Source organism: Spirulina sp. CCNP1310 (assembly GCF_034932185.1).
GTDB lineage: Bacteria > Cyanobacteriota > Cyanobacteriia > Cyanobacteriales > Spirulinaceae > Spirulina.
The window spans coordinates 60024-85358 of the sequence record NZ_JAYGHW010000093.1; the positions used below are offsets into that span (position 1 = coordinate 60024).

A 25335-nucleotide genomic window follows, 5' to 3' on the forward strand; every position below is an offset into this window, starting at 1 on the left:
TGATGAAACCAATTTTTATTCCCCACCTGTTACAGGCCCCTGAGCGCTGTGAACAGTTTGAGCTTGAGGATTTTATTCCGGAGTTAGAGAGCTTGACCCCGGTGCGGGGGACATTGACTGTTACTCATCAGACGAATTATTTAGATGTGCGATCGCAAGCCGAAACCATCGTCACCCTCACCTGCCACCGCTGCCTCGCCCACTATAACCACCGCCTCACCGTCGATACCCAGGAAATCATCTGGCTAGAAATCCCCCTCGACCATCCCCATAACGAGGAAAACCAAGGGGATGAACTGCTGGAAACCCTCTCCCCCCAAGGCTATTTTGACCCCTTAGCTTGGCTCTATGAACAGTTGAGTTTGGCCTTACCCTTTCAGCAGGTCTGTGGCGAAAATTGTCAGGGGGTGAAGGTGGAGCCGGTAGCCTCGGAGCCGATGGTGGATCACCGTTGGGCGGAACTGGCCCGCCTCAAGGAGCAACTCGCGGCGCGGGAGGAGTAGATGGGGTTTCGGGCGGAATTTGAACTGCTGTTGCGGGCTTGCTATCCCCTGCTCTATATCCCCACAACGGAGGAGGAGCGGTTAGAGGGGATGATTCGCGGTGCAGCGGGGAACCGGGCGGTGTATCTTTGGGATTTTGTCGAAGGCTATCAGGATAATCCCAACAATGCCGGGGTGGGGCGACGCAATCCCCTTCAGGCGTTGGAGTTTGTGGAGAAGTTGCCGGAACAGGCGGCGGGGGTGTTTATCCTGCGGGATTTTCAGCGGTTTTTAGAGGATATTTCTATCGCTCGCAAGTTGCGGAATTTGGCGCGATCGCTCAAATCCCAACCGAAAACTTTGGTGATTGTTGCCCCCACGGTGGCGATTCCGCCGGAATTAATGGAGGTGTTGACGATTGTTGATTTTCCCCTGCCGACGGCGGAGGAGTTACGGGGGGAAATGGCGCGGTTGTTGGCGGTGCAGACGGTGGGGGATGGGTTGCTGGATGCTTTGGTGCGGGCGGCTCAGGGGTTATCGTTGGAGCGGGTGCGGCGGGTGTTGACGCGGGCGATCGCCGCCCATGGGCAAGTAGAGCCGGAGGATGTGGAGTTAATCCTGGCGGAAAAACGCCAATCAATTCGCCAAACGCAAATTTTGGACTTTTACCCCGCCACCGAGCAGATCAGCGATATTGGCGGGTTGGATAATCTCAAGGATTGGCTATTGCGTAGGGGGGGAGCCTTTAGCGATCGCGCCCGGGCCTATGGTTTGCCCCATCCCCGGGGCCTGCTGTTGGTGGGGATTCAAGGCACGGGGAAATCCTTAACGGCCAAGGCGATCGCCCATCATTGGCATTTGCCCCTATTGCGGTTGGATGTGGGGCGGTTGTTTGGGGGTTTGGTGGGGGAATCGGAATCCCGGACGCGGCAAATGATTACGCTGGCGGAGGCCTTGGCCCCCTGTATTTTGTGGATTGATGAAATTGATAAGGCCTTTGCCGGGGCCGATGGCAAGGGGGATTCGGGAACGGCGAGCCGGGTGTTTGGCACGTTTATCACCTGGTTGGCGGAAAAGACTTCCCCGGTGTTTGTGGTGGCGACGGCCAATAATATTCAGAGCCTGCCGCCGGAAATGTTGCGGAAAGGGCGGTTTGATGAAATCTTTTTTGTGGGGTTGCCCTCCCAAGTTGAGCGGAAGGAAATTTTCACGGTGCATCTTTCCCGGCTGCGGCCCCAGACGGTGAAGGATTATGATTGCGATCGCCTCGCCTACGAAACCCCGGATTTTTCGGGGGCGGAAATTGAGCAAACCCTAATCGAAGCGATGCACCTCGGCTTTAGCCAAAACCGCGATTTTACAACTGATGATATTCTCACTGCTGCCAGCCAAATCATCCCCCTGGCCCGCACCGCCCAAGAGCAAATCCAATTTTTGCAAGACTGGGCCGCAGCAGGTAAGGCCCGCCTAGCATCCCGTGGCAATCCCTTCGGCCTTCAGTCGTAGCACTGCCCACCCTACACCTACTCGTGATCTGGAATCCGCTTCATCCAATCGTGAAAAGCTCTAGGTGGTGTAGGGCGAAAAATTTTTCGCCCCTACAAATTTTTCGCCCTTACGGGGGGGTTAAATTGAGCAGCACCGGACAGGGCTGTTTTTCTTTCAGGGTCACTTCCCCTTGATCGCTGACCATGCTCCAAGTGAAGGGGCCATTTCGGGCCGCTGAAAGCCAGAGCAACCGTTTAGCGCGAGTCATCGCCACATATAAGAGGCGGTATTCTTCCGCCCGCTTCAGCAATTCCGCTGCCTGCCAAGCGGTTTTGGGATCCGGCAATGCCACCGACATTTTCCCCCTAGAACGTACCAACGTCCGGATCTGCATCCGCGCCACTTCTTCCAAACTGAAATCTCCTAAAAACTTCCGCGCCCCCGGCACCCAAAGCTGACCGGGAATACTATCCTGGTGCAAAAAGGGGATAAACACCAGATCCCAGTCTAGGCCCTTGGCCTTGTGCATCGTGATGATCGTCAACTGGCCCGCCTTCGTATAACGAGTCTCCGATTCTTCCTCCACCCCTTCAAACTGCTCACTGGTGACAATCTCCTGCAAAATTTCTAGAATCGCCTTTAATGTCCGTTGCCGGGCGGTTTGCTGAAAAATGCGTTCCGCTAATTTTTGCAGTGTGGCCAGTTCCGAGGCTTGGTATTGCAAGGTTAGCCCCAAGAATGAGATCAGGTCGTAGGGGTGTAATTCCACGCCGGCCCGCAGCAATTGGTTACAGACCCGTTGGGCAATGAGGGCGGCGGGGGAAAGGGGGGGATCAAGGGGCGTGGGGTAGAGGAATTGTTCGGGGGCGATCGCCAGCCCATCTAAATCCTGACTGGGGATCTGCTCCCGCTCCCGCAACACCGTCAGCGCCCCTTTCAGGTAATCGGGGGAATGGGGGCGATCGATGAATAACAGCAGTTGCAGGATATCCTGGGGGATTTCTTTGGCATTTTGGGCGGTGTTGACATCGTAAACGGGGATGTTATGACCCTTGAGGATCGGGGCGAGGCGCGTCGTGAGGAAATGGGCTTGTTTCCGTTCCCGGACTAAAATGGCGGCGTTGTAGTCGGGGTTGGCGGTGAGGAGGGCGATCGCCCTGGCTTGAATCTGCTGAACGGTGGCGTAAATATCTGGGGGGTAATGAATTTCTACCCCGGCCCCAATGGGGGCCGGATTGGCATCGGGTTGGGGATCATCTACGGCGACGGGGCGAATGGCTTGGCGGCGGAAGAGTTGGTCAACGGCAACGGTGGCGGTGGTTTCCCAGCTATCGTAAACCCAGCACAGCATTTGATTGGCGGCATTGAGGATCTGCTGGCTGCTGCGGCCCGATTGATCCATCGTTGTGAGGCGATGATTCCCTTTGCAATCCTCGCAAAAGTGATTGAAATAGATGGGATCGGCGGGGGTAAAGGTGGAATTGATCGCCTGATTGGGATCGCCCACCCGCACAAGATTGCATTGGCGCTGATCCGGTGTCGTGGCCAACAGTTCTAACAATTGGGCTTGGAGGGGAGAAGAATCCTGAGCCTCATCTTCAAACACCGCAAACACCTGTTCTTGCCACTGTTGCCGCAGGGTTTCCTGCTCTAACACCCGCAACGCCCCTAAAATCATTTCATCGTAATCGAGGAGTTGGCGCGACTTCATCAACCCTTGATAACGCTCATACAAACCGGCGGCGATCGCCAACGTCCCATAGGGATCCTCACCATCCGCCGCCGCAACCTGCAACTGCTCCGGCGTTAACCCCGAACTTTTCGCCCCCTGAATCGCCGTATAACCCAAATTCGGCAAAACTTCCGTGCGGAGCACCGACTGCCGCCGTAGCTTTTCCGTCGCCTCCCCATCAAACCCCTGCCCCTGCTGCAACCGTTCGTAGTGATCAGGATGATCCTGAATCCATTGCTCCACCACCTGACGCAGGAGGCGATGGCTTTGGTTGGGGGTGATCAACGTCATCCGGGTGAGATCTAAACCGGAGGCTTCGGGATGGCGGGAGGCAATATGGAGGGCCAAACCATGGAGGGTTTGCACCATAAACCCCCCCGTGGGCAGATTTAACGCCCGCAGGTTTGCCCGGATTTTCTGCTTAATATTCGCCGCTGCTGATCGAGTAAACGTCACCACCACCAACTGCTGGCCAGCGTGAAGGCCAAAACGAGCAATGGCGATCGCCGCCCCCACCGCCATACTATGGGACTTCCCCGCCCCCGGCACTGCCGAAACCGCCAACTTGCCCCCCTGCCAATCCGCCAGGGCCTGCTGCCCCGGCCGCAACTGCGATCGGAGGGCTTGCAACGGTGGCGACAACAGGAGATCAGCCATATCGCAATCCTCAATAATTGATCAAAGGGCGCAAGCCGCTGCGCCCCTACAAACTCCCCTCTCCCACATTTTGGGAGAGGGGCTGGGGGTGAGGGCTGATGCTAAATCCCCCACCCTACTGAGTGGCCGCTGAATCCGCATCCGCTACCGTATTCTCGCTGCTGGGGAGTTCTAAGCAATAACCCGCCCCATAGACGGTTTTGATATAGCAGGGATGGCGGGGATCCGGTTCGATTTTGGTGCGCAGGTGGCGGATATGCACCCGGATCGTCTCAATATCATCATCGGGATCATAGCCCCAGACTTCTTTGAGGATTTCGCTGGGGGAAACGGTTTGGCCATGGCGTTGGAGCAAGCAATGGAGTAGTTCAAACTCCAAATGAGTGAGCTTCACCGTTTCGTTAAACCAAATGGCCTCAAACCGTTCGGGGATCAGCGTTAGGGGGCCATAATTGAGAATTTCGGAATGTTTCGCCGCCTGGGGGATGCGATCGGTACGGCGGAGCAAGGCCCGCACCCGGGCTAACATTTCCTCTAATTCAAAGGGTTTGGTGAGATAGTCATCAGCGCCCGCGTTAAAACCCCCGACTTTATCCTGGGTTTGATCCAGGGCGGTGAGCATTAAAACGGGGATATCGGTGGTGCGCGGATCGCGGCGTAGACGCTGGCAGACGGTAAAGCCATCCACCTTGGGCAGCATGAGGTCAAGCAGAATCAAATCCGGTTGGAGTTGAACAGCCAAGGCTTGGCCTTTAATACCGTCACTGGCTAGGTTGACATCATAGCCAGCCATCTCCAAATTAATGGAGACCAGTTCAGAAATTGCGGGATCATCATCAATGACCAGGATTCGGGGCATGACCTACGGGAACATCGTTAGGGATTTATTACAGTTCACTAAGAACTGTAGAGTTACATGAATGGATGTCCTGATTATACGCGCTAATCCCGCATCTGCTCTTAATGGGTTAGAGATTTGTGACGATCTTGCCGCACTCAGTCTCTGATGTTAATCGGGGTCAAGTCTGCTCAGACTTCAGATTTGCGTTTTATACTCAATGAAGTCTCAATCCTTGTTAGCATCCCCTCTCTCTCCCAATCGATCCGCACAACCCGATCCAGGCCACTCTGGTTTTAGGTAGACAGATGAATGCCCAAGATGGATGATCCGGATGATCAATCTAGGTGCTGCTCTCCCAAAAAACTTGTAAATAATCCTGAATGTGACCTAGATCACCCCGTACAATAGAATGGGGTTAGGTCGTCTCCCCCTCAATGATGCTCTCTATCATCCTGAGTCCCTTGAATTTTTGCTGACTGACAGCTTTTAGGTCTATCCCTCCCCCTGTCCCTTGATGGCCGAGTTTACTGCTTTCCCGTTACCCGATACTGCGGATATTTTGATTGTGGATGACACGCCCCACAATCTACGGTTACTCTCATCCATGCTGATGCGCAAAGGGTATAAGGTTCGTAGCGTCCTCAGTGGTGAGATGGCCCTCAAGGCTTCCCAGGTCTCGCCGCCGGATTTGGTGCTGTTGGATATTAATATGCCCCGGATGGATGGTTATGAGGTGTGTCAACGCCTCAAGGATAGCGATGTCACCCGCCATATTCCGGTGATTTTTATTAGCGCCCTTAGTGATGTGGTGGATAAGGTGAAGGCTTTCGGGGTGGGGGCGGCGGATTATATTTCTAAGCCTTTTCAGTTTGCGGAAGTGCTGGTGCGGGTGGAGCATCAGTTGCATTTGCTCTATTTGCGCCGGGCGTTGGAGGATCAAAACCAACGGTTAGAGCAGGAAATCCGCGATCGCATCCTGATCGAGAAAGCCCTCCAAGCCTCAGAGGCGGAATTGATGGCCCTATTTGCCGCCATGAATGACATGATCTTGGTGTTCAACGGGGAAGGGGTCTGTCAAAAGGTAGCCCCCACGAAGTTTAACCATGCCCGCTTCACCGCCAATCACGATGCAAACCCCTATTCGTTGGCGGATTTTGTCAACCCGGATCAGGTGGATGAATACCTCGCAACGATTCAGACGGTGTTACACAATCAGCAAACCACAACGATTGAATACGCTTTTGATTCTGCCAACTTACCCCTAAATCCCAATCAGACAACGGATTCAGAGGAGCCTTTAGAGGAACATACCCGTTGGTTTTCTGCCAACATTTCCCCCCTTTCCCAGGATTTAGTGATTTGGGTAGCGCGGGATATCACCGCCAGTAAGGAGGCAGAAGTGGCCCTCCGGGATGAACAGGCTCGCTCTGAGCAACTTCTGCTCAACATTCTCCCCGCTCCCATCGCCCAACGACTCAAGAACCAGACCAATACCATCGCCGATAGTTTTGACAATGTGACGGTGGTTTTTGCGGATTTGGTCAATTTCACCCAACTTTCGACGGAACTGTCTTCAACGGAGTTGGTGGAAATCCTCAATACGATCTTTTCGGAGTTCGACTATCTCGCGGCTCGCCATGGTTTGGAGAAAATCAAAACCATTGGGGATGCCTATATGGCGGTGGCGGGGCTGCCTAATCCCTGCGATGACCATGCGGCGCGGGTGGCACGGATGTCCTTGGATTTGCTGGATTATGTGGCTCAGTTTAATGGGGAAACGGGCCAAGATTTTGCGCTGCGCATTGGCATCAATACGGGGCCGGTGGTGGCGGGGGTGATTGGCGTGACGAAGTTTGGTTATGACCTTTGGGGGGATACGGTGAATGTGGCCTCACGGATGGAGTCCCAAGGGCAGGCGGGTCAAATTCAAGTCACCCAAGCCACCTATGAGCAACTTTGCCATGAGTTCCATTTAGAGTCTCGGGGGGAAATTGCGGTGAAGGGGAAGGGGAAGATGAATACCTATTGGCTGAGGCGATCGCCCACTGCCTAATCCTCCTTATTACAAGGGGGTCGGCGAAGCGGGATCCCCCCTGCCCCCCTTAAAAAGGGGGGTTCAAGAAAACTACCCCCTTGAAAAGGGGGGTTTAAGAAAACTACCCCCTTGAAAAGGGGGGTTTAAGAAAACTACCCCCTTGAAAAGGGGGGTTTAAGAAAACTACCCCCTTGAAAAGGGGGGTTTAAGAAAACTACCCCCTTGAAAAGGAGGGTTTAAGAAAACTACCCCCTTGAAAAGGGGGTCGGCGTAGCCGGGGGGATCGAGGGAAGAGAGGCAAACAATTTTTGTGCCTCCGGCAGGCTTATGCCAACGGCCCTGAAAATTCTTCCCTCTCCCCACTCAAATTTCCAAAAACTGTTGTGCCGCTTCGATGATCGGCTCCATATCGAAATTGTCGTTATGGTATTGGAGGATTTTTTGCAACGTTGCCTGCTCCGGGGGAATCTGGGCAATGAGTTGGTTGACTTGGGTGTCATAGCAGAGGATTGCCGCTTGGTAGAGGGCTTCGATCCAATCCTTGGGCATGACCTCCAAGTCTGTGGCCTTGAGGGTGCTGGGGGGAGGGGTGGCAATATCGGGGGTTATGGTTTCGTATTCGTAGGTTAGCCCCAGAACATCCGCTAGTTTTTCAAACAGTTCCTCCTCTGGACAGGGCTTGCTGAGGAATTGATCACAACCCGCTTCGATCGCCTCGTTGCGGTCTTGGGGGAAAACACTGGCGGTGAGGGCAATGATCGGGGTGTAGCTTTGCTTGGCGCTCTCCTGTTCCCGAATGTGGCGGGTGGCGGTAAATCCATCGATTTCGGGCATTTGCAGATCCATGAGGATCACATCGGGCTGCTGGGTTTGCCATTGGGCGATCGCCTCCTCCCCCGTCCTCGCCTCAATCACCACAAACCCCACCAACCCCAACAACTGCACCAAAAACAACCGATTCGCCTCATGATCATCCGCCACCAACACCTTCACCGACGGTTGGCCTGGAGCTAAAGCCACTACCCGCTGATTCACCGAAAAAATCTCCACCGGAGCCAGTTCTGTGGCCACCATCGGCAGCATCACACAAAACGTACTGCCTTGACCGGGGGTACTGGCGAGGGTGATTGTTCCTTGGAGCAACTCGACAAACCGTTGGGTAATCGTCAACCCTAGGCCAGTGCCGTCGGGGTTCATTGTCCCCGCTTGAGTTTGTTCAAAGGCTTCAAAAATGCGTTCTTGATCCATCGGATCAATTCCTATACCAGTATCTTCTACACAAAAACGAATCCCATCGGGATTATTCAGCGTCGGTTGACGAGTCACCGCCAACCTTACCCTTCCGTGATCCGTGAATTTAATCGCATTGCCCACCAAATTCACCAAAATTTGTCGCACCTTACCCCCATCGGTCAGCACAAAAGGCGGCAAATCTGGGGCAAGCTCAACGCTGAAGCTAATCCCTTTACTAATCGCCCGTTGATAAAGCAATCCATAAACCGAATCCACCAAATTGGGCAAATCAATGGGCTGAATATCCACCGTTAACCGGCCCGCTTCAATTTTCGAGAGGTCTAAAATATCGTTAATTAAGGCTAAAAGATGATCGCCACTGCGCAAAATCGTTTGTAAATTGGTAAAGTTTTGGGGGTCAAGATTGCCATCTCGCTCCATCACTTGGGCAAAGCCTAAAATGGCATTGAGGGGCGTGCGCAATTCGTGGCTCATATTGGCCAGAAAACTACTTTTGGCGACGTTGGCCGCCTCCGCTGCTTCCTTAGCCTGTTTTAGCTCCAGTTCAAACCGTTTCTGTTGGGTGACATCCCGGACAATCACTAAGGCCTGATCATCGAGAATGGGGACAATTCGCGCCTCTTGATAACGCAGTTCTTCCGCAATCTCTAGGGTATATTCATAGGCTTGGACTTCTCCGGTATCGAGGGCTTGGGCCACTAATTGCAGCCGTTGCTCGGCCACCTTCGGGGGGAGGGAATCGCGGATATTGCCACCGATGGCGATCGAATTGGGATTGTACAGGGCGTTGATATCATGGGCAAAAATATTCAACCGCTGCCCCTGACGATTCACTTGGATCAAAATATCGGGGATGGCTTGGAGGAGAGCGCGGTTGGTGGCTTCACTGCGCCGCAGCGATTCTTCCATCGCTTTGCGGGCGGTGAGATCCCGCACGACAATCAAGACTTCATTGTGGCGCAGGGGGACAATGCGCACTTCTCGCCACAGCTTTTGATCGCCAAATTCGAGGGGATATTCATAATGCTGCATTTCCTTTGTGGCTAAGGCTTGTTGGGTTGCAGCTAATTGCTGGGCTGCGGCTGCTGGTGGGAGGATTTCTCGTAGATTGTGGCCAATCATCTCCTGGGCGGGTTTAATGCCGTGGAAATAGTCAGCACAATGAACTTCAAGACAACAGCCATCTTGACGCATCCGAATCAGGAGATCCGGGAGGGCTTCAATGATGGCGCGGGTTTTGGCTTCACTGTCCTGGAGGGCTAATTCTGCTTGTTTGCGATCGCTAATATCCCGAATAATCAACAACACCCGGTCTTTGCGGTAGGGAATCACCCGCACCTCTTCGTATTGCACCCGATCGCCGATGGTAAATTCCTGCTCAAACTGCTGAACTGTTTGGGTCTCTAGGGCGTGATGAATGCCATCAAGATGTTTTTGAGCAATGGCGGGGGGCAAAGTCTCTAGGACGGTTGTTTGTACCAATTCCTGATCGGAAATATGGGAAACTAAATCTAACGTGTAGGTGGAGCTAAACCGGCTGATATAGCGGCCATTGGCATCCATAAAGATCATTAAATCGGGGATGGCATCGAGCATCATTTGATTGCGGGTTTCGCTGTGGCGCAGGGCTAACTCCGTTTCTTTGCGATCGCCCACATCCATCGCCAAACCATGCCAATACACCGAGCCATCGGGCTGCGGATCCGGTGTGGCATTAACCAAATTCCAGATCATTTCCCCAGAGGGGAGAATCTGCCGCCACTCATGGCTAAAGGGGGTGAGATGGGTCGTTGCCTCGATCATTTTGCGCTCATATTCCGGTAAATCCTCCGGATGAATCCCCCCCACCAAAACCATCGGATCGGCGAGAATTGCCTCCGGCTTCATACCAAACATTCGCTCACAAGTGCTACTCACATAGACAAACCGCAGGCCCTCCCCGGTTTGGTGCATCGTGTAGATCATGCCGGGTAAATTGGCATTCAGGGCCTCCAGCCGCCGCCGGGTTTCCCCTAGCTCCGATTCAGCCTGCTTGATGTCCGTAACATCAGTGAGGATGCCATGCCAAACCACAGAGCCATCGGCCTGTTGGTTGGGGTGCGATCGCCCCTGTAACCATTTGACGCGACCGCTAGGGGTACAGATCCGATGTTGAAAATTCCAAGGTTCTAAGGTTTCCGCTGATCTGAGAATGGAAGCATATAAATCCGGGATATCTTCCGGGATGACTTGGCCGAAGAGCCGGTTAGCATTCTCATAAACTGCTTCCGCACAGATCTCATAGATCTGCTCCACCCCGCGACTGACAAAGGAAAGATAATGCTCACCATCGGGACAGCGGTGGTAGCGGTACACCATCCCCGGTACAGCGTCAGTAATATCGCGGATTTCCTGCTCCCGATTTTGGAGGGCCAATTCCATGCGCTTGCGATCGCTCACATCCAGCACTAAACCATGCCAATGAATCGAGCCATCCGGTTGCCGATGGGGGGTAGAATTGCCCATCAACCACACTATTTCACCGGAGGGCATCACATGTCGCCATTCATAGCTGAAATGACTCAAATTCACCCTTGAGGCCACCACCCTTTCCCGATAGCCTGCAACATCATCGGGATGAATGTGGGCTAACAACACTGAACTATCGGCTAAGACTTGTTCCTGTGTTACCCCAAACAGCGTTTCACAGCCAGCACTGGCGAAAAGAAAGCGAAACTCATCCCCAGTTTGGGCGAGGGTGTAGAGCATCCCCGGTATATTTTCCGTGAGGGACTGAAGCCGTCGCCGGGTTTCCTCTAGCTCTAATTCAGCCTGCTTAATTTCCGTGACATCGGCGATAATGCCATGCCAAACTAGGGAACCATCGGGCTGATAGCTGGGTTGCGATCGCCCCTGTAACCATTTGACGCGACCGCTGGGGGTACGAATGCGGTGTTCTGAACTCCAAGGTTCTCCCCTTTGGGCTGAGGCCACAATAGAAGCTTGGAGAGCAGGAAGATCCTCTGGCAACACCATGGCAAACAAGCGGTTGACATCGGCACAGGCTTCCACCGCAGAGATCTCATAAATTTGCTCCACCCCTTGACTGATAAAGGACAAATAATCCGGCTCCTGCTCCCGGTAGTGATAACGGTAAACCACCCCTGGAATGGCATCGGTAATTTCCCGCATTTGTCGCTCACTGTTTTGGAGCGCCAGTTCCATGCGTTTGCGATCGCTAATATCCTGAACCTGCGTCACATAATACAAAGGTTGATGGCGATGATCCCGCACCAACGCCACATTTAACAACACCCAAATCACCTCCCCCATTTTGGTAATATAACGTTTTTCCAACTGATAACTATTAATCACATCCCGAAACAACTGCTGGCGTTTTGTGTAATTAATCCGTCCATCTTCCGGGTGTGTCACATCAAAAAACGTTAATCTTTTTAACTCCTGGGCTGTATAACCCAACATCTCACAGAGTTTCGGATTCACCTGCAAAAACTGATTATTTAACCCCAGAATCGCCATGCCAATCCCGGCATTATCAAAAGCGCCCCGAAACCGCTCCTCCTTTTCAATCAACGACAACTCCTGCTGCTGTCGATAGATCACCCCCGCAAATAATTCCCCAATCATCCGCAGTGCATGAATCACCTGCTCCGGCCAAGCTTGTTGCGACTGCACCAAATCAAAGCCCACAAACCCCACCCATTGCTCCTGCACCATCACCGGCACACAGATCAATGATTGAATCCCTTCCATTTGGAATTCCGCCCGCTCCGCCACCGCCACCGAGGGCAAATCCGCCACCGCCGGAATCAGCACGGTTTCTCCCGCCGCCAACTGGTTAAACAACCAAGGCATGGCAATAATCGGCAAGTTTTGCAGCTGATCCCGATAGGACTGAATCCCCAGCCCACACCATTCATGGGAACAACAAACCTCCTGGCGGGTGGAGTCAACACGGAATACATAGCTCCGATCCACCCGGAAAAAACAACCAAACTTCGCTAATGCCTCATTAATCCCCTCATCAATGGCCACAAAGCTAGTATTTAAAAATTGCGTGGACACTTCCGCAATTAATTTCTCTAAATTGACATGTTGTTGGAGCGCTGCTGTGCGCAACTGCACTTCCTGCTCCAGTTGCTCATTAAGCTCCTCTAAAACAGAATTCACCTCATGGACATCTTGATTTTGAAAATACTGCTCCAGGGCAGACTTAACCATTTCAATTAAGCCCAAGCCGCTCCAAGGTTTGGGAATGTAGCGATATAAATTGGCATGATTAACCGCCCGGCCCACCGCGTCCGGCGTGGCTTGGCCCGTGAGCATCACCTTCAGCGTGCGGGGAGAATAGCGGTGAATTTCCGCCAGTAGCTCATCCCCCTTCAGGCCCGGCATTAACTGATCACTGATGATTAAGGGGATTTCCGTGGCGCTGGCCAACAGTTCGGTAATCAGTTCCAGGGCCTCCTCACCACTTTCGGCAATTTCCACCACATATTCATTACCCAGGGCCTGATGGAGGGAATCCCGCAGACTGGCTAATACCAACTGCTCATCGTCTACACAAATAATGGTCGGCTTGCCCATGGATTATCCTCAATTGTCAGTTTGCAATCATTTTGCGCATTGCCCCGCCCATGGATGGGGGGTGTGATGTAGGGGTAGAGCGGTCAACTATTTAGGCTTTGGGGAAAGGGGCAATGTGACCATAAATGTTGTAAAACCGGGTTCACTCTCCACCTGAATCTGGCCCCGATGACGTTCAATAATGCGCTGAACGATACTCAAACCCATACCACTCCCCTCCCCCACCGCTTTCGTTGTGAAGAACGGATCAAAAATTTTAAGGTGGAGTTCTGGGGGAATCCCACGGCCAGTATCCGTAAATTTAACGATAACATCGCTTTCAACCTGTTGAATCTGGATCGTAATTTCACCCTGACCATCCATGGCATGAATGGCATTGTGAATTAAGTTTGTCCAAACCTGCGTCAGTTCGTCGGGATAACAGAAAATCAAGGGTACTTTATTGTAATCCTTCTTGACCTCAATGCCTTGTTTCAGACTATTGTGATAAATCGTTAAAACTAGATCAATATTTTTACATAAGTCCGTCTCCGTCATTTCGCTGCTATTGCTTTGGCGGGCGTAGCTCTTGAGGGCGGAGACAATCTGGGTGGCTTTTTCTACTGCCAGTTGGATGCGTTTGCCGCTATTGCGTTGAATGGCCAGGGTATGGACGGTGTTAAGCACCAGATCGCAATCGGGGGAACGGAGCAGGGGCAGGAGGGGTTCAACCCCCTCGGTAATGCCGAGTAGAATCAACTTCATGGCTAATTCCTCTGCTTGCTCCAAACCGTAGTCCTGCAAGATTTGGGTTAACCGCCGCCGAGCTTTGCGTTCCTCGCGGGAAATGAGGACATCTTGATGATTTTGGGTGATGGTTAATAAATGTTGAAAATCTGCCCACCGTTCCTCGGAGAGGGTACGAAATAAGAGGGGTAAATCCGAGAGCGATCGCATCAACGCCGTATTTAAACTACCAATGGAAGCCCGGATCGCCCCCATGGGGGTATTAATCTCATGGGCCACGCCGGCCACCAACTGCCCCAAGGCGGCCATTTTTTCCGACTGAATTAAACTTTCCTGGGCCATTTTGAGACTTTCTAAAGCCTTGGAAAGTTCCTGGGTGCGTTCCGCCACCCGCTGCTCTAGGGAGAGGTTTGCTTCCTCTAGGGCTTGGTTGAGTTTGCGCAATTCTTGATGTTGGGCAGCGAGTTTTTGCTCCTGCTGATAGGCATTGAGGGCTTCAATCACCGTCAGCTTTAAATCTTCCGATTCCCAGGGTTTGGCAATGTAGCGGTAGAGCTTGGCGTGTTGGATGGCGTGGGAAACGCCGTCAATGGTGGCTTGTCCCGTTAACATCACCTTGAGGGTTTGGGGGGAGATTTGATGAATTTTCGCCAGTAATTCATCGCCGCGCATATCCGGCATGATGTAGTCGGAAATAATCAGCGGTAGGGGGTAGCCTTCCTCCAATAATTCCGTCACCAATTCCAGGGCGCTATGGCCACCGTCTGCGAGTTCAATCATGAAGTCGCCCGCAAGGTTATTGCGTAACTCATCCCGGAGGCTTTCCAGGATGATCCGTTCATCATCGACACAAATAATTGCCGGACGCTTCATAACTGTGCCAATCCTGATTGAATGGTGGTGATCAGTTCAATTTCTGACCAAGGTTTAAATAGACATTTGTGTAAGTTGGCTTCATCCTGTACCCGTTGAATAGCGGCCTCATCGGCTTGGCCGGTGAGCATGATTTTGACGACATGGGGAAAGCGTTGATGGACTTTGATCAGAAACTCATCCCCCTTCATACCGGGCATCAACCAATCGGAGACGATCAGGATAATATCGGTGCATTCCGCTTGGATTTCGTCAATCACTTCGAGGGCATCGTCGGCATCTTGGGCAACTTCGTAGATGTAACATTCACCAAAGGCTTCCCGAAGCTGCGATCGCAGGCTTTCGAGGACAATGGGTTCATCGTCAACACAGAGAATCACAGGCTTAGACATGGTGGGGTTTAGGGGGGTGAATGGGTAAGGAAATGGTGAACGTGGTGGAACCGGGTTGGCTGGTTAGCTGAATCTGGCCTTCATGCTTATCAATGATTTTCTGGACAATATTCAATCCTAAACCGCTCCCTTCCCCTGTGGCTTTGGTGGTAAAAAAAGGTTCAAAAATGCGGTGCTGAATTTCAATGGGAATGCCAATGCCGGTATCGGTAAATTGGATATGGACGTGATCCCCACCGGATTGAGTGCTAATCGTCAGGGTTCCCTGTTGCTGCATGGCGTGGATGGCATTGTGGATTAGGTTTGTCCACACTTGATTGAGTTCATCGGGGTAACACCAAACCGGCGGCAGGGGTTGGTAGTTTTGGACGACTTCAATGCCGCGCTTGAGTTGGTTGTGGTAGAGGGTGAGGACGGTTTCAATGCCATCGGTGAGTTGGACGGGGATTTTTTCGCCGGAATGGTCTTGGTGGGCGTAGCTTTTGAGGGCGAAGACGACTTTCGAGGCTCGCTGGGTGGCGGTGTTGATGGTTTGGGTGCTGCGGGCCAGGCCGGAGAGCTTGTAGGCCATGGTAATCACTTGATCGGCCTGGGCAGATTGCAGGAGGGGGATCATGGTGTGAATGTTGGTATAAACCCCCATGAGGACGAGGAGTTCGGCGATCGCCTCCCCATTGCTCACCCCTTGGGCGATCAATTCATTGCCCAAGCTGCGGCGGAGTTTGCGCTCGGCTTTGGCGGAGGTGAGGGGGGTGGTGTGCATGGCCCGTTGGAGTAAATCGACAAATTCCTGAGTTTGTTTGAGGTTTAAGGTTTGTAGCAGAGCAGGCAATTGGGCGAGGGTTTGCTCTAAATATTTGGTCATGTTCCCCGCTGAGGAGCGGATCGCCCCTAGGGGGGTATTGATTTCATGGGCAATGCCCGCCACCAATTGCCCCAAGGCGGCCATTTTTTCTGCTTGAATTAATTCATCTTGGGCGGTTTGGAGGGCGAGTTCTGCTTGTTTACGATCTGTAATATCGCGAACAATAATCAGGGCTTTTTCCCCCTCCATCGGCACAATTCGCGCCTCTTGATAGAGGAGCTTATGATCAATTTCTAAGGTAAATTCATAGCGCTGAATGGTCTGGGTATCGAGGGCAAGTTGGATCATCTCAAGGCGTTGATGGGCCACCTTTGCCGGTAAGGTTTCGGTGAGATTTTTCCCCACAAGGCTATCCACGGGAACAATACTTTCAAAAAAGTGAGAACAGGCGGCTTCAAGATAGTTGCCGTGGCGATCCACCTGCATGAGCAGATCCGGCAAACCGTTGATCAAAGCACGGGTTTCCGCTTGGTTGGCTTTGAGGGCTAATTCGGCTTGTTTGCGATCGCTAATATCCCGAATTATAAACAAGACTTCATCGGGGCCACTAGGCACAACCCGCACCTCTTCGTATTGGAAGTGATTCCTACAGGCGACCGTTTGTTCGTAATATTGCACTTCCCCTGTGGCGAGGGCCTGCTCCATGGCGACCACTTGCCGGTTAAATAACTGCTCGATCAATTGGGGATCGGCATCGGCTCGCAATTGGGGATCTGTGTTGACTTGCTGATCATCGGTAAAAAAATCCTCTAGTTCCCGCGATTGGACATAGTTGAGGTATTGCCCTTGGCGATTCATGCGAAACATCAGGTCGGGAATGGCTTGGAGCATCGCCCGGTTTTGCTGTTCACTGCGTTCGAGTTGGGCGGCTTTTTCTGCTAGGGCTTCGGTGCGCTCGGTAATTTGTTGGATTTGGCGAAAGATGACGGTGAGAAGGGCGATCGCGCCGAGGACAACCCCTCCCCAAAGCATTTGTGGTGAATCTGCCCAGTTGAGAGCTAGGGGGAGGATGCTTGCCATCCTGCGATCGCCCAGGAAGGGGGAGGAATAAGGTAGTCCGCTGGAGATGAGCATAGGGTCTTGAAAGGCTGAAAGGAAGATCCGTGGCTGCACAGCCCGCAAAAAGGAGCTTAAGCTACTTTCTTCTCCCATTGTGCCACTGGCTTTAGACTTTGGGGAAACCTGCTCAGGGGGGGGAGAGGACTGAAGTCCTCATGACGAACAGAGGGGAAGGGTTTAAAATATAAAGTCAGCCCATTAACCATGCATCTAGATTTATTCCTATGTCTATCCAACTGAAAGTTCCCACTATGGTTTGTGGTGCTTGTGTGAAAACGATTACGGCGGCAATCACTGCCCATCTCCCTAATGCGACGGTCAGCGCTGATCTCGATCAGCAGCTTGTGACGGTTACTGAGGCGAGTGATCTCCAACAGGTACAAGGGTGGATTGAGGCGGCGGGTCACGAAGTTACGGCGCATTAATCCATAGCTACTTTTCCCGGTTGGCAATGGTTAATAGTTTGCTAGAAGGGCTGTTCATGGAGGGGACTGGGCTTCAGGTTGCCTCACCATTGCCCTCAGTATTGGGGTAGCAACGTTTGATCTCAGCGATGATTGGGAAGGCCGCAGCCTCTTCCAACGGGCAGATCAAGGCCTGTTTCAAGCCAAAACGAGCGGACGCAATCAAGTGGTTAATCTTGAGCAAAGAACAGGCTAGGATGGGGGATGATCCTATTCCCAAAGCCCATGCCTGACCTTGGCCTGCGCCGTCTTGCTCATCAACTCGCCCAGAAACTCCAGCACAATGCCTTGATTCAAGCCACAACCCAAGCATTGCGCCAGGATTTAGATTGCGATCGCGTTCTACTCTATTACTTCTACCGCCCTTGGTCGGGTCAAGTCACGTTTGAGGCCCTGCGCTCTCCCCATTTATCGATTTTTGGCTCCACCGGGGCCGATGACTGTTTCAACCAAGACTATGCCCAACTTTATCAGGAGGGACGGGTACGGGCGATCCCGGACATTGAAACGGAGGCGATCCATCCCTGCCATCGGGATTTTCTGCGCACGATCCAGGTGCGAGCCAATTTAGCCGTCCCGATCCTCACCCATGGCACATTATGGGGGTTACTGATTGCCCATCAACTCACGCCCCGCCCTTGGTTTGATAGTGATATTACGGCGATGGAAGCGGGGGCTAAGGCGATCGCCCGCCAACTTCAACAGCGGTGAGTCTGATCCAGCGGCTACACCATTGGAGCCAAACTTGTCCTGATCACATAGCCCTCCAACGGGGGGGCCAGGGGCTAACGTTTCAAGCTTGGGCAGCCCTGAGCCATCGCTGGGCGGCGGATTTGCAACGGCGAGGGTTGAAAAGGGGCGATCGCGTTCTGCTGATGGTGGGGTTATCGGTGGAACTGTACGGGATTTTGGCGGCCCTCTGGCAGGTGGGGGCGGTGGTGGTGGCCTTGTCTCCCCAGGTGGGGCGGGCGGCCTTGGGCCGGGCTTGTGAGGCGTTGCAACCGCAGGCTTGGATTGCGCCCCGGTTGCTGTTGTGGGGATTACCGAGGTTTGTACCGGCCTTGGGGCGGATTCCCCAGCGGCTCACCTTGGGGGATTTGGGGCGCAATCCTGTGGATGGTGGGATTGGTGGCGAGGAACCTGATCCCGATGGGATCGCCTTGATCACGTTTACCAGTGGGAGTACGGGTGAGGCGAAATTAATCGAGCGATCGCACCGTCAACTCCAAGCCCAAGGCGAAGCCCTCGCTCCCATTTTGCAATCCCAACCCGGATCGCGGGAGTTAGGCATTTTGCCCCTGTTTGGTTTGGCCCATTTAGGGGCGGGGGGGCGGTTGGTGTTGCCGGATTTTCCGGTGCAACCACTGCCCAAAATTCCTGGCCGGCGGCTCTTTGAATTGATCCAATCGGCTAATATTCAGCGGCTGGTGGCCTCCCCTACGGTATTCACCCGCCTTGTTCAAGCGGCTCAAGGGCAAACCCTATCCCACCTTGAGCAAATCTTCATCGGTGGCGCTCCCGTGGGCTTAAAACTCCTCGCCCATCTCCAAGCCCTCGCCCCCCAAGCCGAGATTGCGATCGTCTATGGTGCAACGGAAGCCGAACCCATTGCCCAGCAAGTTGATGCAGAGATGACGGTAAGGGAGAACGATAGGTGCGCGATCGCGGCTCGCCCCCATCACGGCCAAGGGTTATTGGTGGGGCCGCCCATCTCTGCAATCACGCTCAAAATCATCACCCCCCGCAGCCCCAACCCCGAAAGCCCCGAAGCTTTCGCCCAAATCACCGTCTCCCCTGGCGAACCGGGGGAAATCTGCGTTACGGGCCCCCATATCCTGACCATTCCCCACAGTCCCCACCAATTCACCCTCAAGGGCCAACGCTGGCATCGTACCGGCGATCTGGGCTATCAAGACCCCCAAGGGCGGCTCTGGCTGTTGGGGCGGGTCGTGGGGTTGATTGAAGATGAACGGGGGCTGCTCTACCCCTGGGCCGTGGAGGCGGTGGCTAATGATTGGCCCGGCGTGGTGCGATCGGCGGTGGTCAGCCAACGGGGGCAGCGGGTGTTATATGTGCAATGGCTCTGGGGTTATCAACCCCAAGATTATGCGGGTTTAAAGATGCAGTTGGCTTGGGCCCAATTGGATCGCATTGCACCCATGGCGAAAATTCCTGTGGAGCGTCGCCACGGCGCTAAGGTTGATTATCCCCGTTTGTTTAAGTGCCTGGGCATCCCCTAGGGGCGAAGTTGGGGGCGAAAATGGGGGCGAAAAATTTTTCGCCCCTACAATGGGAGACGGTCTTTTTTAAGGAGGGATTTATGGTGAATCAACCTGTTCATGTCATTGGGGGGGGTTTAGCGGGGACAGAAGCCGCTTGGCAGATTGCTCAGGCGGGGGTTGATGTGGTGTTGCATGAAATGCGCCCAGTGCAAACCAGCCCCGCCCACCATACCGAAGAATTGGCGGAATTGGTTTGTAGTAATTCCTTTGGGGCCTTGGCGAGCGATCGCGCCGCTGGTCTCCTTCATACCGAACTGCGCCATTTGGGTTCGATTGTGATTGCCAAAGCCGATGCCCATGCCGTCCCCGCTGGGGGAGCCTTAGCGGTGGATCGGGGCGTATTTAGCCACGACCTCACCCAAACCCTCGCCAACCATCCCCAGATCACGCTCCAACGGGAAGAAGTCCAAACCCTCCCCCATGAAGCGATCGCCGTCCTCACCACCGGCCCCCTCACCAGTCCCGCCCTCACCACCGACCTCCAACGGTTTACCGGCATGGATTACCTCAGCTTTTTTGATGCCGCTAGCCCGATTATTGTTGGGGATTCGATCAACGCTGAAATTGCCTTTCGCGCCTCCCGCTACGACAAAGGCGAGGCGGCTTATTTAAACTGCCCCTTTACCCGTGAGCAGTATTTAGCCTTTTGGGAGGCATTACGCACCGCCGAGCAGGCCCCGGTGAAGGATTTTGAGCGGGAAACGGCGAAATTTTTTGAGGGCTGTTTACCCATTGAGGAGCAGGCCCAGCGGGGAGAAGAAACGATGCGCTATGGCCCCCTTAAGCCAGTGGGGTTGAAAGATCCCCGCGATCCGGAGGGCGATCGCCCCTATGCCGTTGCCCAACTGCGCCAAGAGGATAAAGCCGGCCAGTTATGGAACTTGGTCGGATTTCAAACTAATTTGCGTTGGGGAGAGCAAAAACGGGTGTTTCGCCTCATTCCGGGGTTGGAAAATGCCGAATTTGTCCGCATGGGTGTGATGCACCGCAACACCTTCATCAATTCCCCCCAACTCCTCGCCCCCACCTTGCAATTCCACCAACGGGAAACCCTCCTGGCCGCTGGGCAATTGGTGGGGACAGAGGGCTACACCGCCGCCGCTGCGGGGGGCTGGCTGGCGGGAACCAATGCCGCCCGTTTAGTTTTAGGGTTACGGCCGATTGTACCGCCGAAAACAACGATGTTGGGGGCGTTGGTGGATTTCATCACCTCTGCTTCCCCGAAACATTTTCAACCCATGCCGCCCAATTTTGGGATTATCCCGCCCTTAGAGCAGAAAATTCGCAGTAAGCGCGATCGCTATGGGGTGTATCGCGATCGCGCCCTAGCAGATCTCAAGATATGGCATAGTCTAAGTTCGTCTCCTCCGGTGGCGAAGGGCTGAGGCTGAGGGTTGATAGGCAACGGGCTTCCGCCTGGGCCCGATCATGCTGGCGTTTCGTCATCATCACATTGAGGAGATCGGGCATTTCTTGATGGCAGTGGGGGCAAAACCAATAGATACGGCTCCGGTGAGCATGATTAACCATGGGTTGAGAGCAACAAGGACAAGGAATCATAAATACCAACTAAATTAAATGGAGGATTTTATCTGGGGGAGGTCTCAAAAAGGCGATCCCCTATGATCTATGGTACGAAAACCTAATGTAAATGGGTATAAATCCGCGTGAAACTTAATAAGAATTCAATCTTCAACCCATGGCTTGATAAGCTCATCTTATCCAAATCGACTCAATGATTGTTGTATCGAAAATAACTAATTTTTTGTAAGTAAAAATACAGTTTGACCGCTGATCTTGATCAACGCCTGATCGCAAATTATCGTAGTTTGGAAAAAAAGCAAATGGGCAAATTTGCGGATCTTTGCTCCCTTTAACCTTAAGGTGATCTATGGGGGAGCGATTCAACGGAGGACGGTTTAGAGCCGTAGCCAAGGGGGTTAATGTAATCGCTGAAACCCAGAGGGAGTGGACTGAAGTCCGCACTGCGAAGGAGGGGAGCAGATGAAGGCTGTAATAAAAACTGACTCCTCATGATTGTGGCTCGTGCTATAGATCTGCAACCCAGCTTGGCCCTATGGGGATTGAGCCTCCTACCTCCGCCAGCAAATTCCGCTTCAAGCTTGCCTCTATAAAAATATTAAGCAAATTTAATTTTTGCGGATTGTTTACTTTAATTGTATCGGTTTAAACTGTAATAATCGGTGAAATTTGTTGGGGGTTCACGACTGGAATAAAAGAGCAATACCGGCGATCGCCACCCCTACGCCGATCACCGCCCGTAAACTGACCTTTTCCCCCAACAATGCCACCAACGGCAAGATAAAAATGGGACTGGTTCCCATCAAGGTTTGAGCAATGGCAGCGGGGGCTAATTGCAAGGCAATTTGCTGCAACCAAATGCCCAAATAGGTTCCCCCCGTGGCGGCAATGATCACAGCCCCCCAAGCCCGCCCCGATAAACGCGGCAGGCTCACCCCTGGCATCCATCGCCCTTGTTGTCGCCACAACAACAGCAGCAAAACCCCTGCTCCCCCCGTTAACCGAATCAGGCTACTCCAGAGGGGCGAAATGCTCTGATCCACCAAAATAAATCGGGATGACACCATGCCCACGGCTTGGGCCAAGGCGGCCAAGCTCCCCCACAATAGTCCCATCCCCACACCGGAACCGCTGTGGGTTGTGGCGGGGATTTTTTCGGTAATTACCCAAGTCACCCCCCCAAGGGTGAGGAGAATGCCCACAATCGCAACGGTGTTTAAGGTTTCCCCCAAGACCACCCAGGCCAGGAGGGCCGTGAAGGGAGAGGCTAAGGTTTCCATTAAGATGCCCCGCCGCGCTCCTAGGGCAATGAGGGCTTTGAGCAGGGCGGTATCCCCTAAGCCAATGCCAATCACACCGCTAAACATCAGGATGGCAAATTGGGCGGGGGGAGCGATGGGCCAAGGGGAGCGCAGGAGCATTAGGGTACAGAGGATCAGGACAATCCCCACCGCCCCCTTGAGCCAATTCAGCACCAAGGGGCGAATATTTGCACCAATACGGGCATAGATCAGGGAGGCGATCGCCCACAACATCGCCCCCGCCAATGCCGCCAACTCGCCCGCCCAAGGTGTGATCAGGTTAAACATTCGTGAGCCTCAAGATTCGATCAATGGGGAATTTCCAGCCATGCGGCGGGGTTGGATCAGCGTCAAGCCCACAAAAAACCCGCAACCCTCAGGGGAATTGCGAGTCTTAAACACTCAACGATTTAGGTTAGTGATCTGGCGATCGCCCTTCAACCCTCAGGATTACTGGAGGGGGTGAAACAGCAAATCGGGGAAAAAGCGATTGAATTCAATCAGCAAACCAGCCGTAAACGTCAATAGTGCCATGATCAGCACCGGAGCGGTGGAAAGAAATTTAGTCATGAAAGGTTCTCCCAATGAATTGATGCAAACAAAAATTTAAAGGTGTTCACCACGTCTAGCGGGGGGAAATTGGCACTTCCGTATCCGGAACCGTCAGTTTACCGCTGGTAAATTCCGCCAACGCCGCCAAGGGCCAGGTGAAACCGCCGAGCATCATCTTAAATGCCAGAGGGACATCGATGATGATCTCTTTCATTTCAGCATCTTTACCGGCACGGATCGCGATCATATAAGCGCGACCGACCCAGCCGATCCAACCCGCAATATAGAGGAAGATCAAGCTCGGAATCGTGAAATCACCAACATGATCCCAACGACCATCGACAATCAGGTGAGGATAGCCTTCGGGGCCGCAGAGGGCTTGGGAATAGCGTTCGGCGCGTTTTTGCCCAGATTCGGGGTCAGCGGTGGTGTTCCGAAACGATTTAGACTTTTGGATATAGGCAGGAGATTCACTACAGGGGACTAGACCATAGTCATCTGCTGAGGCGGCGGGGGCAAAGTTGAGCCACAACGTCGCCATGAGAATTAAAGCCAACAACTTCCGCATGAAATGTTACCTTTTGTTACGAAACAATAAGATTCATGTACACAAAAATGGCAGCAATTGCCGGTACAATCGTCGCAATCTTACTCCGAGGGGTTAACCCAGTTAAAGGATTTGTAACAGAAGTTGACACATTTGCGGGCAAAATTCGCAGGATTTTGAAACGATGCTCACTGTTTTGGGAATTGAAACCAGTTGTGATGAAACGGCGGTGGCGGTGGTGGGCGATAGGTACGCTAACGCGGATAGGTACGCTAACGCGGATAGGTACGCTAACGCGGATCGCACCCTCCTCAGTAATGTCGTCGCCTCCCAAATCGACCTCCACCGGCTCTATGGGGGGGTTGTGCCGGAATTGGCGGCCCGTCAGCATTTGGAAATGATCAACCCCTGTTTAGATCAGGCGTTGGCCCAGGCGGGTTTGAGTTGGGATCAGATTGATGGCATTGCCGCCACCACTGCGCCGGGATTGGTGGGGGCGTTGTTGGTGGGGGCAACGGTGGGTAAAACCCTGGCGATGGTTCACGGCAAGCCTTTTTTAGGGATTCACCACCTAGAGGGCCATATTTACGCCACCTATCTCAGCAATCCTGAGATTGAGCCGCCTTTCCTCTGCCTCTTGGTGTCCGGCGGCCATACGAGCCTGATCCAGGTGCGGGGCTGTGGGGATTATCAGCAGTTGGGCAGTACGCGGGACGATGCGGCGGGGGAGGCGTTTGATAAGGTGGCGAGGCTATTGGGTTTGGGTTATCCCGGTGGGCCGGCCATTGACCGCATCGCCAAAACGGGCAACCCCAACGCTTTTCCCCTCCCAGAGGGCCGGGTTTCCCTGCCGAATAACCAGGGCTATCACCCCTATGATTGCAGTTTTAGCGGGTTGAAAACGGCGGTGTTGCGGTTGGTGCAGGGGTTTGAGGGGGAAGCGTTGCCGGTGGCGGATATTGCGGCGAGTTTTCAGGAGACGGTGGCGCGATCGCTCACGAAACGGGCGATCGCCTGCGCCCTTGACCATGATTTACCCTTAATTGCGATCGGGGGGGGTGTGGCGGCGAATAGTGCCTTAAGGAAACACCTCGAAGCTGCCGCCACTCCCCAGGGTTTGGCGGTTCATTTCCCGCCGTTGAAGTTCTGCACGGATAATGCGGCGATGATTGCCTGTGCGGGGGTGGAGCATTTGCGGATGGGGCATCGATCGCCCTTAACGTTGGGGGTACAGTCGCGGTTGGGGATTACGGAGGTGATGTCGTTGTATGGTTGACACCCTTTATCCCGATTCTGATGGTCAGCCGATGGCAGAGAATACGGTGCAATATGATTGGATTGTCTATTTGGTAACGAATCTCAAGCACCTTTTCGCAGAGCAAACCGCCTTTGTGGCGGGGGATCTGCTGTGGTATCCGGTGCAGGTGGAGCGACCCCCGGCCCCCTGTCAAGCTCCCGATGCGATGGTGGTGTTGGGGCGGCCGGCGGGCGATCGCGCAGCGTCTCCGCAGGAGGATCGGGGTAGTTATAAGCAATGGCTGGAGGACAATATTCCCCCCCAAGTGGTGTTTGAAATTTTATCCCCCAGCAATACCCATCGGGAGATGGCGGCCAAGCAGCTTTTCTATATCATAAGGACTCAGTTTGTAGTGCGGA

At 53.4% G+C, this 25335-nt stretch carries 18 protein-coding genes and 1 pseudogene; 9 read left to right on the top strand and 10 right to left on the bottom strand.

All coding sequences use genetic code 11. The features are described 5' to 3' along the window. Positions 1-2: 2 nt before the first annotated feature. Positions 3-503 (top strand): YceD family protein, encoded by a 501-nt coding sequence (locus VB712_RS17225; protein WP_323256965.1) that lies wholly within the window; start codon positions 3-5, stop codon positions 501-503. Continuing rightward, positions 504-1988 (top strand): AAA family ATPase, encoded by a 1485-nt coding sequence (locus VB712_RS17230; RefSeq protein WP_323256967.1) that lies wholly within the window; start codon positions 504-506, stop codon positions 1986-1988. A gap of 109 nt (positions 1989-2097) precedes the next feature. Here the strand turns inward: VB712_RS17230 and VB712_RS17235 are convergent, their stop codons facing one another. Together VB712_RS17235 and VB712_RS17240 are read right to left on the bottom strand one after the other, a co-directional pair. Beyond that, on the bottom strand, positions 2098-4359 hold the full coding sequence (locus VB712_RS17235; RefSeq protein ID WP_323256969.1) for an ATP-dependent helicase: 2262 nt from the start codon (positions 4357-4359) through the stop codon (positions 2098-2100). Between the two features lie 115 nt (positions 4360-4474). Further along, a complete protein-coding gene (locus tag VB712_RS17240; protein ID WP_323256971.1) occupies positions 4475-5218 on the bottom strand; it encodes a response regulator transcription factor in 744 nt (247 codons plus the stop codon). Between the two features lie 496 nt (positions 5219-5714). On the opposite strand from VB712_RS17240, the gene VB712_RS17245 reads away from it, so the two are divergent. Next, a complete protein-coding gene (locus VB712_RS17245) occupies positions 5715-7253 on the top strand; it encodes an adenylate/guanylate cyclase domain-containing protein (RefSeq protein ID WP_323256973.1) in 1539 nt (512 codons plus the stop codon). Positions 7254-7598: 345 nt separating this feature from the next. Here VB712_RS17245 and VB712_RS17250 read toward each other — a convergent pair whose 3' ends face one another. From VB712_RS17250 to VB712_RS17265, 4 genes are all read right to left on the bottom strand, one after another. Next, complete coding sequence (locus VB712_RS17250) at positions 7599-13076, bottom strand: PAS domain S-box protein (protein WP_323256975.1); 5478 nt, start codon at positions 13074-13076, stop codon at positions 7599-7601. 87 nt (positions 13077-13163) lie between these two features. Beyond that, on the bottom strand, positions 13164-14675 hold the full coding sequence (locus tag VB712_RS17255) for an ATP-binding protein (protein ID WP_323256977.1): 1512 nt from the start codon (positions 14673-14675) through the stop codon (positions 13164-13166). Then, positions 14672-15067, bottom strand: coding sequence for a response regulator (locus tag VB712_RS17260; protein ID WP_323256979.1), 396 nt, complete (start codon positions 15065-15067; stop codon positions 14672-14674). Before VB712_RS17260 ends, VB712_RS17255 begins: the two co-directional genes overlap by 4 nt. Continuing rightward, positions 15060-17006: a PAS domain-containing sensor histidine kinase gene (locus VB712_RS17265; RefSeq protein ID WP_323256981.1), complete on the bottom strand. Its 1947-nt coding sequence runs from the start codon at positions 17004-17006 to the stop codon at positions 15060-15062. The genes VB712_RS17260 and VB712_RS17265 overlap by 8 nt, the downstream gene beginning before the upstream one ends. A gap of 209 nt (positions 17007-17215) precedes the next feature. On the opposite strand from VB712_RS17265, the gene VB712_RS17270 reads away from it, so the two are divergent. The 4 genes from VB712_RS17270 (at position 17216) to trmFO (ending at position 21122) form a co-directional block, all read left to right on the top strand. Then, positions 17216-17416, top strand: a complete 201-nt coding sequence (locus tag VB712_RS17270) for a heavy-metal-associated domain-containing protein (protein WP_323256983.1) — start codon at positions 17216-17218, stop codon at positions 17414-17416. A gap of 264 nt (positions 17417-17680) precedes the next feature. After that, positions 17681-18166 (top strand): GAF domain-containing protein, encoded by a 486-nt coding sequence (locus tag VB712_RS17275; protein WP_323256984.1) that lies wholly within the window; start codon positions 17681-17683, stop codon positions 18164-18166. Next, positions 18163-19695, top strand: coding sequence for an AMP-binding protein (locus tag VB712_RS17280; RefSeq protein ID WP_323256985.1), 1533 nt, complete (start codon positions 18163-18165; stop codon positions 19693-19695). The genes VB712_RS17275 and VB712_RS17280 overlap by 4 nt, the downstream gene beginning before the upstream one ends. An 80-nt stretch (positions 19696-19775) precedes the next feature. Further along, entirely contained in the window at positions 19776-21122 is a 1347-nt protein-coding gene (gene trmFO, locus VB712_RS17285) for an FADH(2)-oxidizing methylenetetrahydrofolate--tRNA-(uracil(54)-C(5))-methyltransferase TrmFO (protein ID WP_323256987.1), read from the top strand. Here the strand turns inward: trmFO and VB712_RS17290 are convergent. The 4 genes from VB712_RS17290 to VB712_RS17305 all read right to left on the bottom strand — a co-directional run bounded on the left by VB712_RS17290 (position 21073) and on the right by VB712_RS17305 (position 23700). Then, on the bottom strand, positions 21073-21267 hold the full coding sequence (locus VB712_RS17290; RefSeq protein ID WP_323256989.1) for a hypothetical protein: 195 nt from the start codon (positions 21265-21267) through the stop codon (positions 21073-21075). The two genes, trmFO and VB712_RS17290, sit on opposite strands and share 50 nt — an antisense overlap. A gap of 692 nt (positions 21268-21959) precedes the next feature. After that, entirely contained in the window at positions 21960-22868 is a 909-nt protein-coding gene (locus VB712_RS17295; RefSeq protein ID WP_323256991.1) for a DMT family transporter, read from the bottom strand. Between the two features lie 162 nt (positions 22869-23030). Then, positions 23031-23150 carry a photosystem I reaction center subunit IX gene (gene psaJ, locus VB712_RS17300; RefSeq protein ID WP_323256993.1) on the bottom strand — a complete coding sequence of 40 codons (120 nt, stop codon included), beginning with the start codon at positions 23148-23150 and terminating at the stop codon, positions 23031-23033. Positions 23151-23205: 55 nt separating this feature from the next. Continuing rightward, positions 23206-23700: a Photosystem I reaction center subunit III gene (locus tag VB712_RS17305; protein ID WP_323256995.1), complete on the bottom strand. Its 495-nt coding sequence runs from the start codon at positions 23698-23700 to the stop codon at positions 23206-23208. 163 nt (positions 23701-23863) lie between these two features. Here VB712_RS17305 and tsaD point away from each other — a divergent pair, with 163 nt between their 5' ends. Next, positions 23864-24955: a tRNA (adenosine(37)-N6)-threonylcarbamoyltransferase complex transferase subunit TsaD gene (gene tsaD / locus VB712_RS17310; protein ID WP_323256997.1), complete on the top strand. Its 1092-nt coding sequence runs from the start codon at positions 23864-23866 to the stop codon at positions 24953-24955. Next, a pseudogene (locus VB712_RS17315) lies at positions 24948-25307 on the top strand (Uma2 family endonuclease); the annotation flags it as partial. The gene tsaD and the pseudogene VB712_RS17315, both read left to right, overlap by 8 nt. Positions 25308-25335 lie beyond the last annotated feature (28 nt).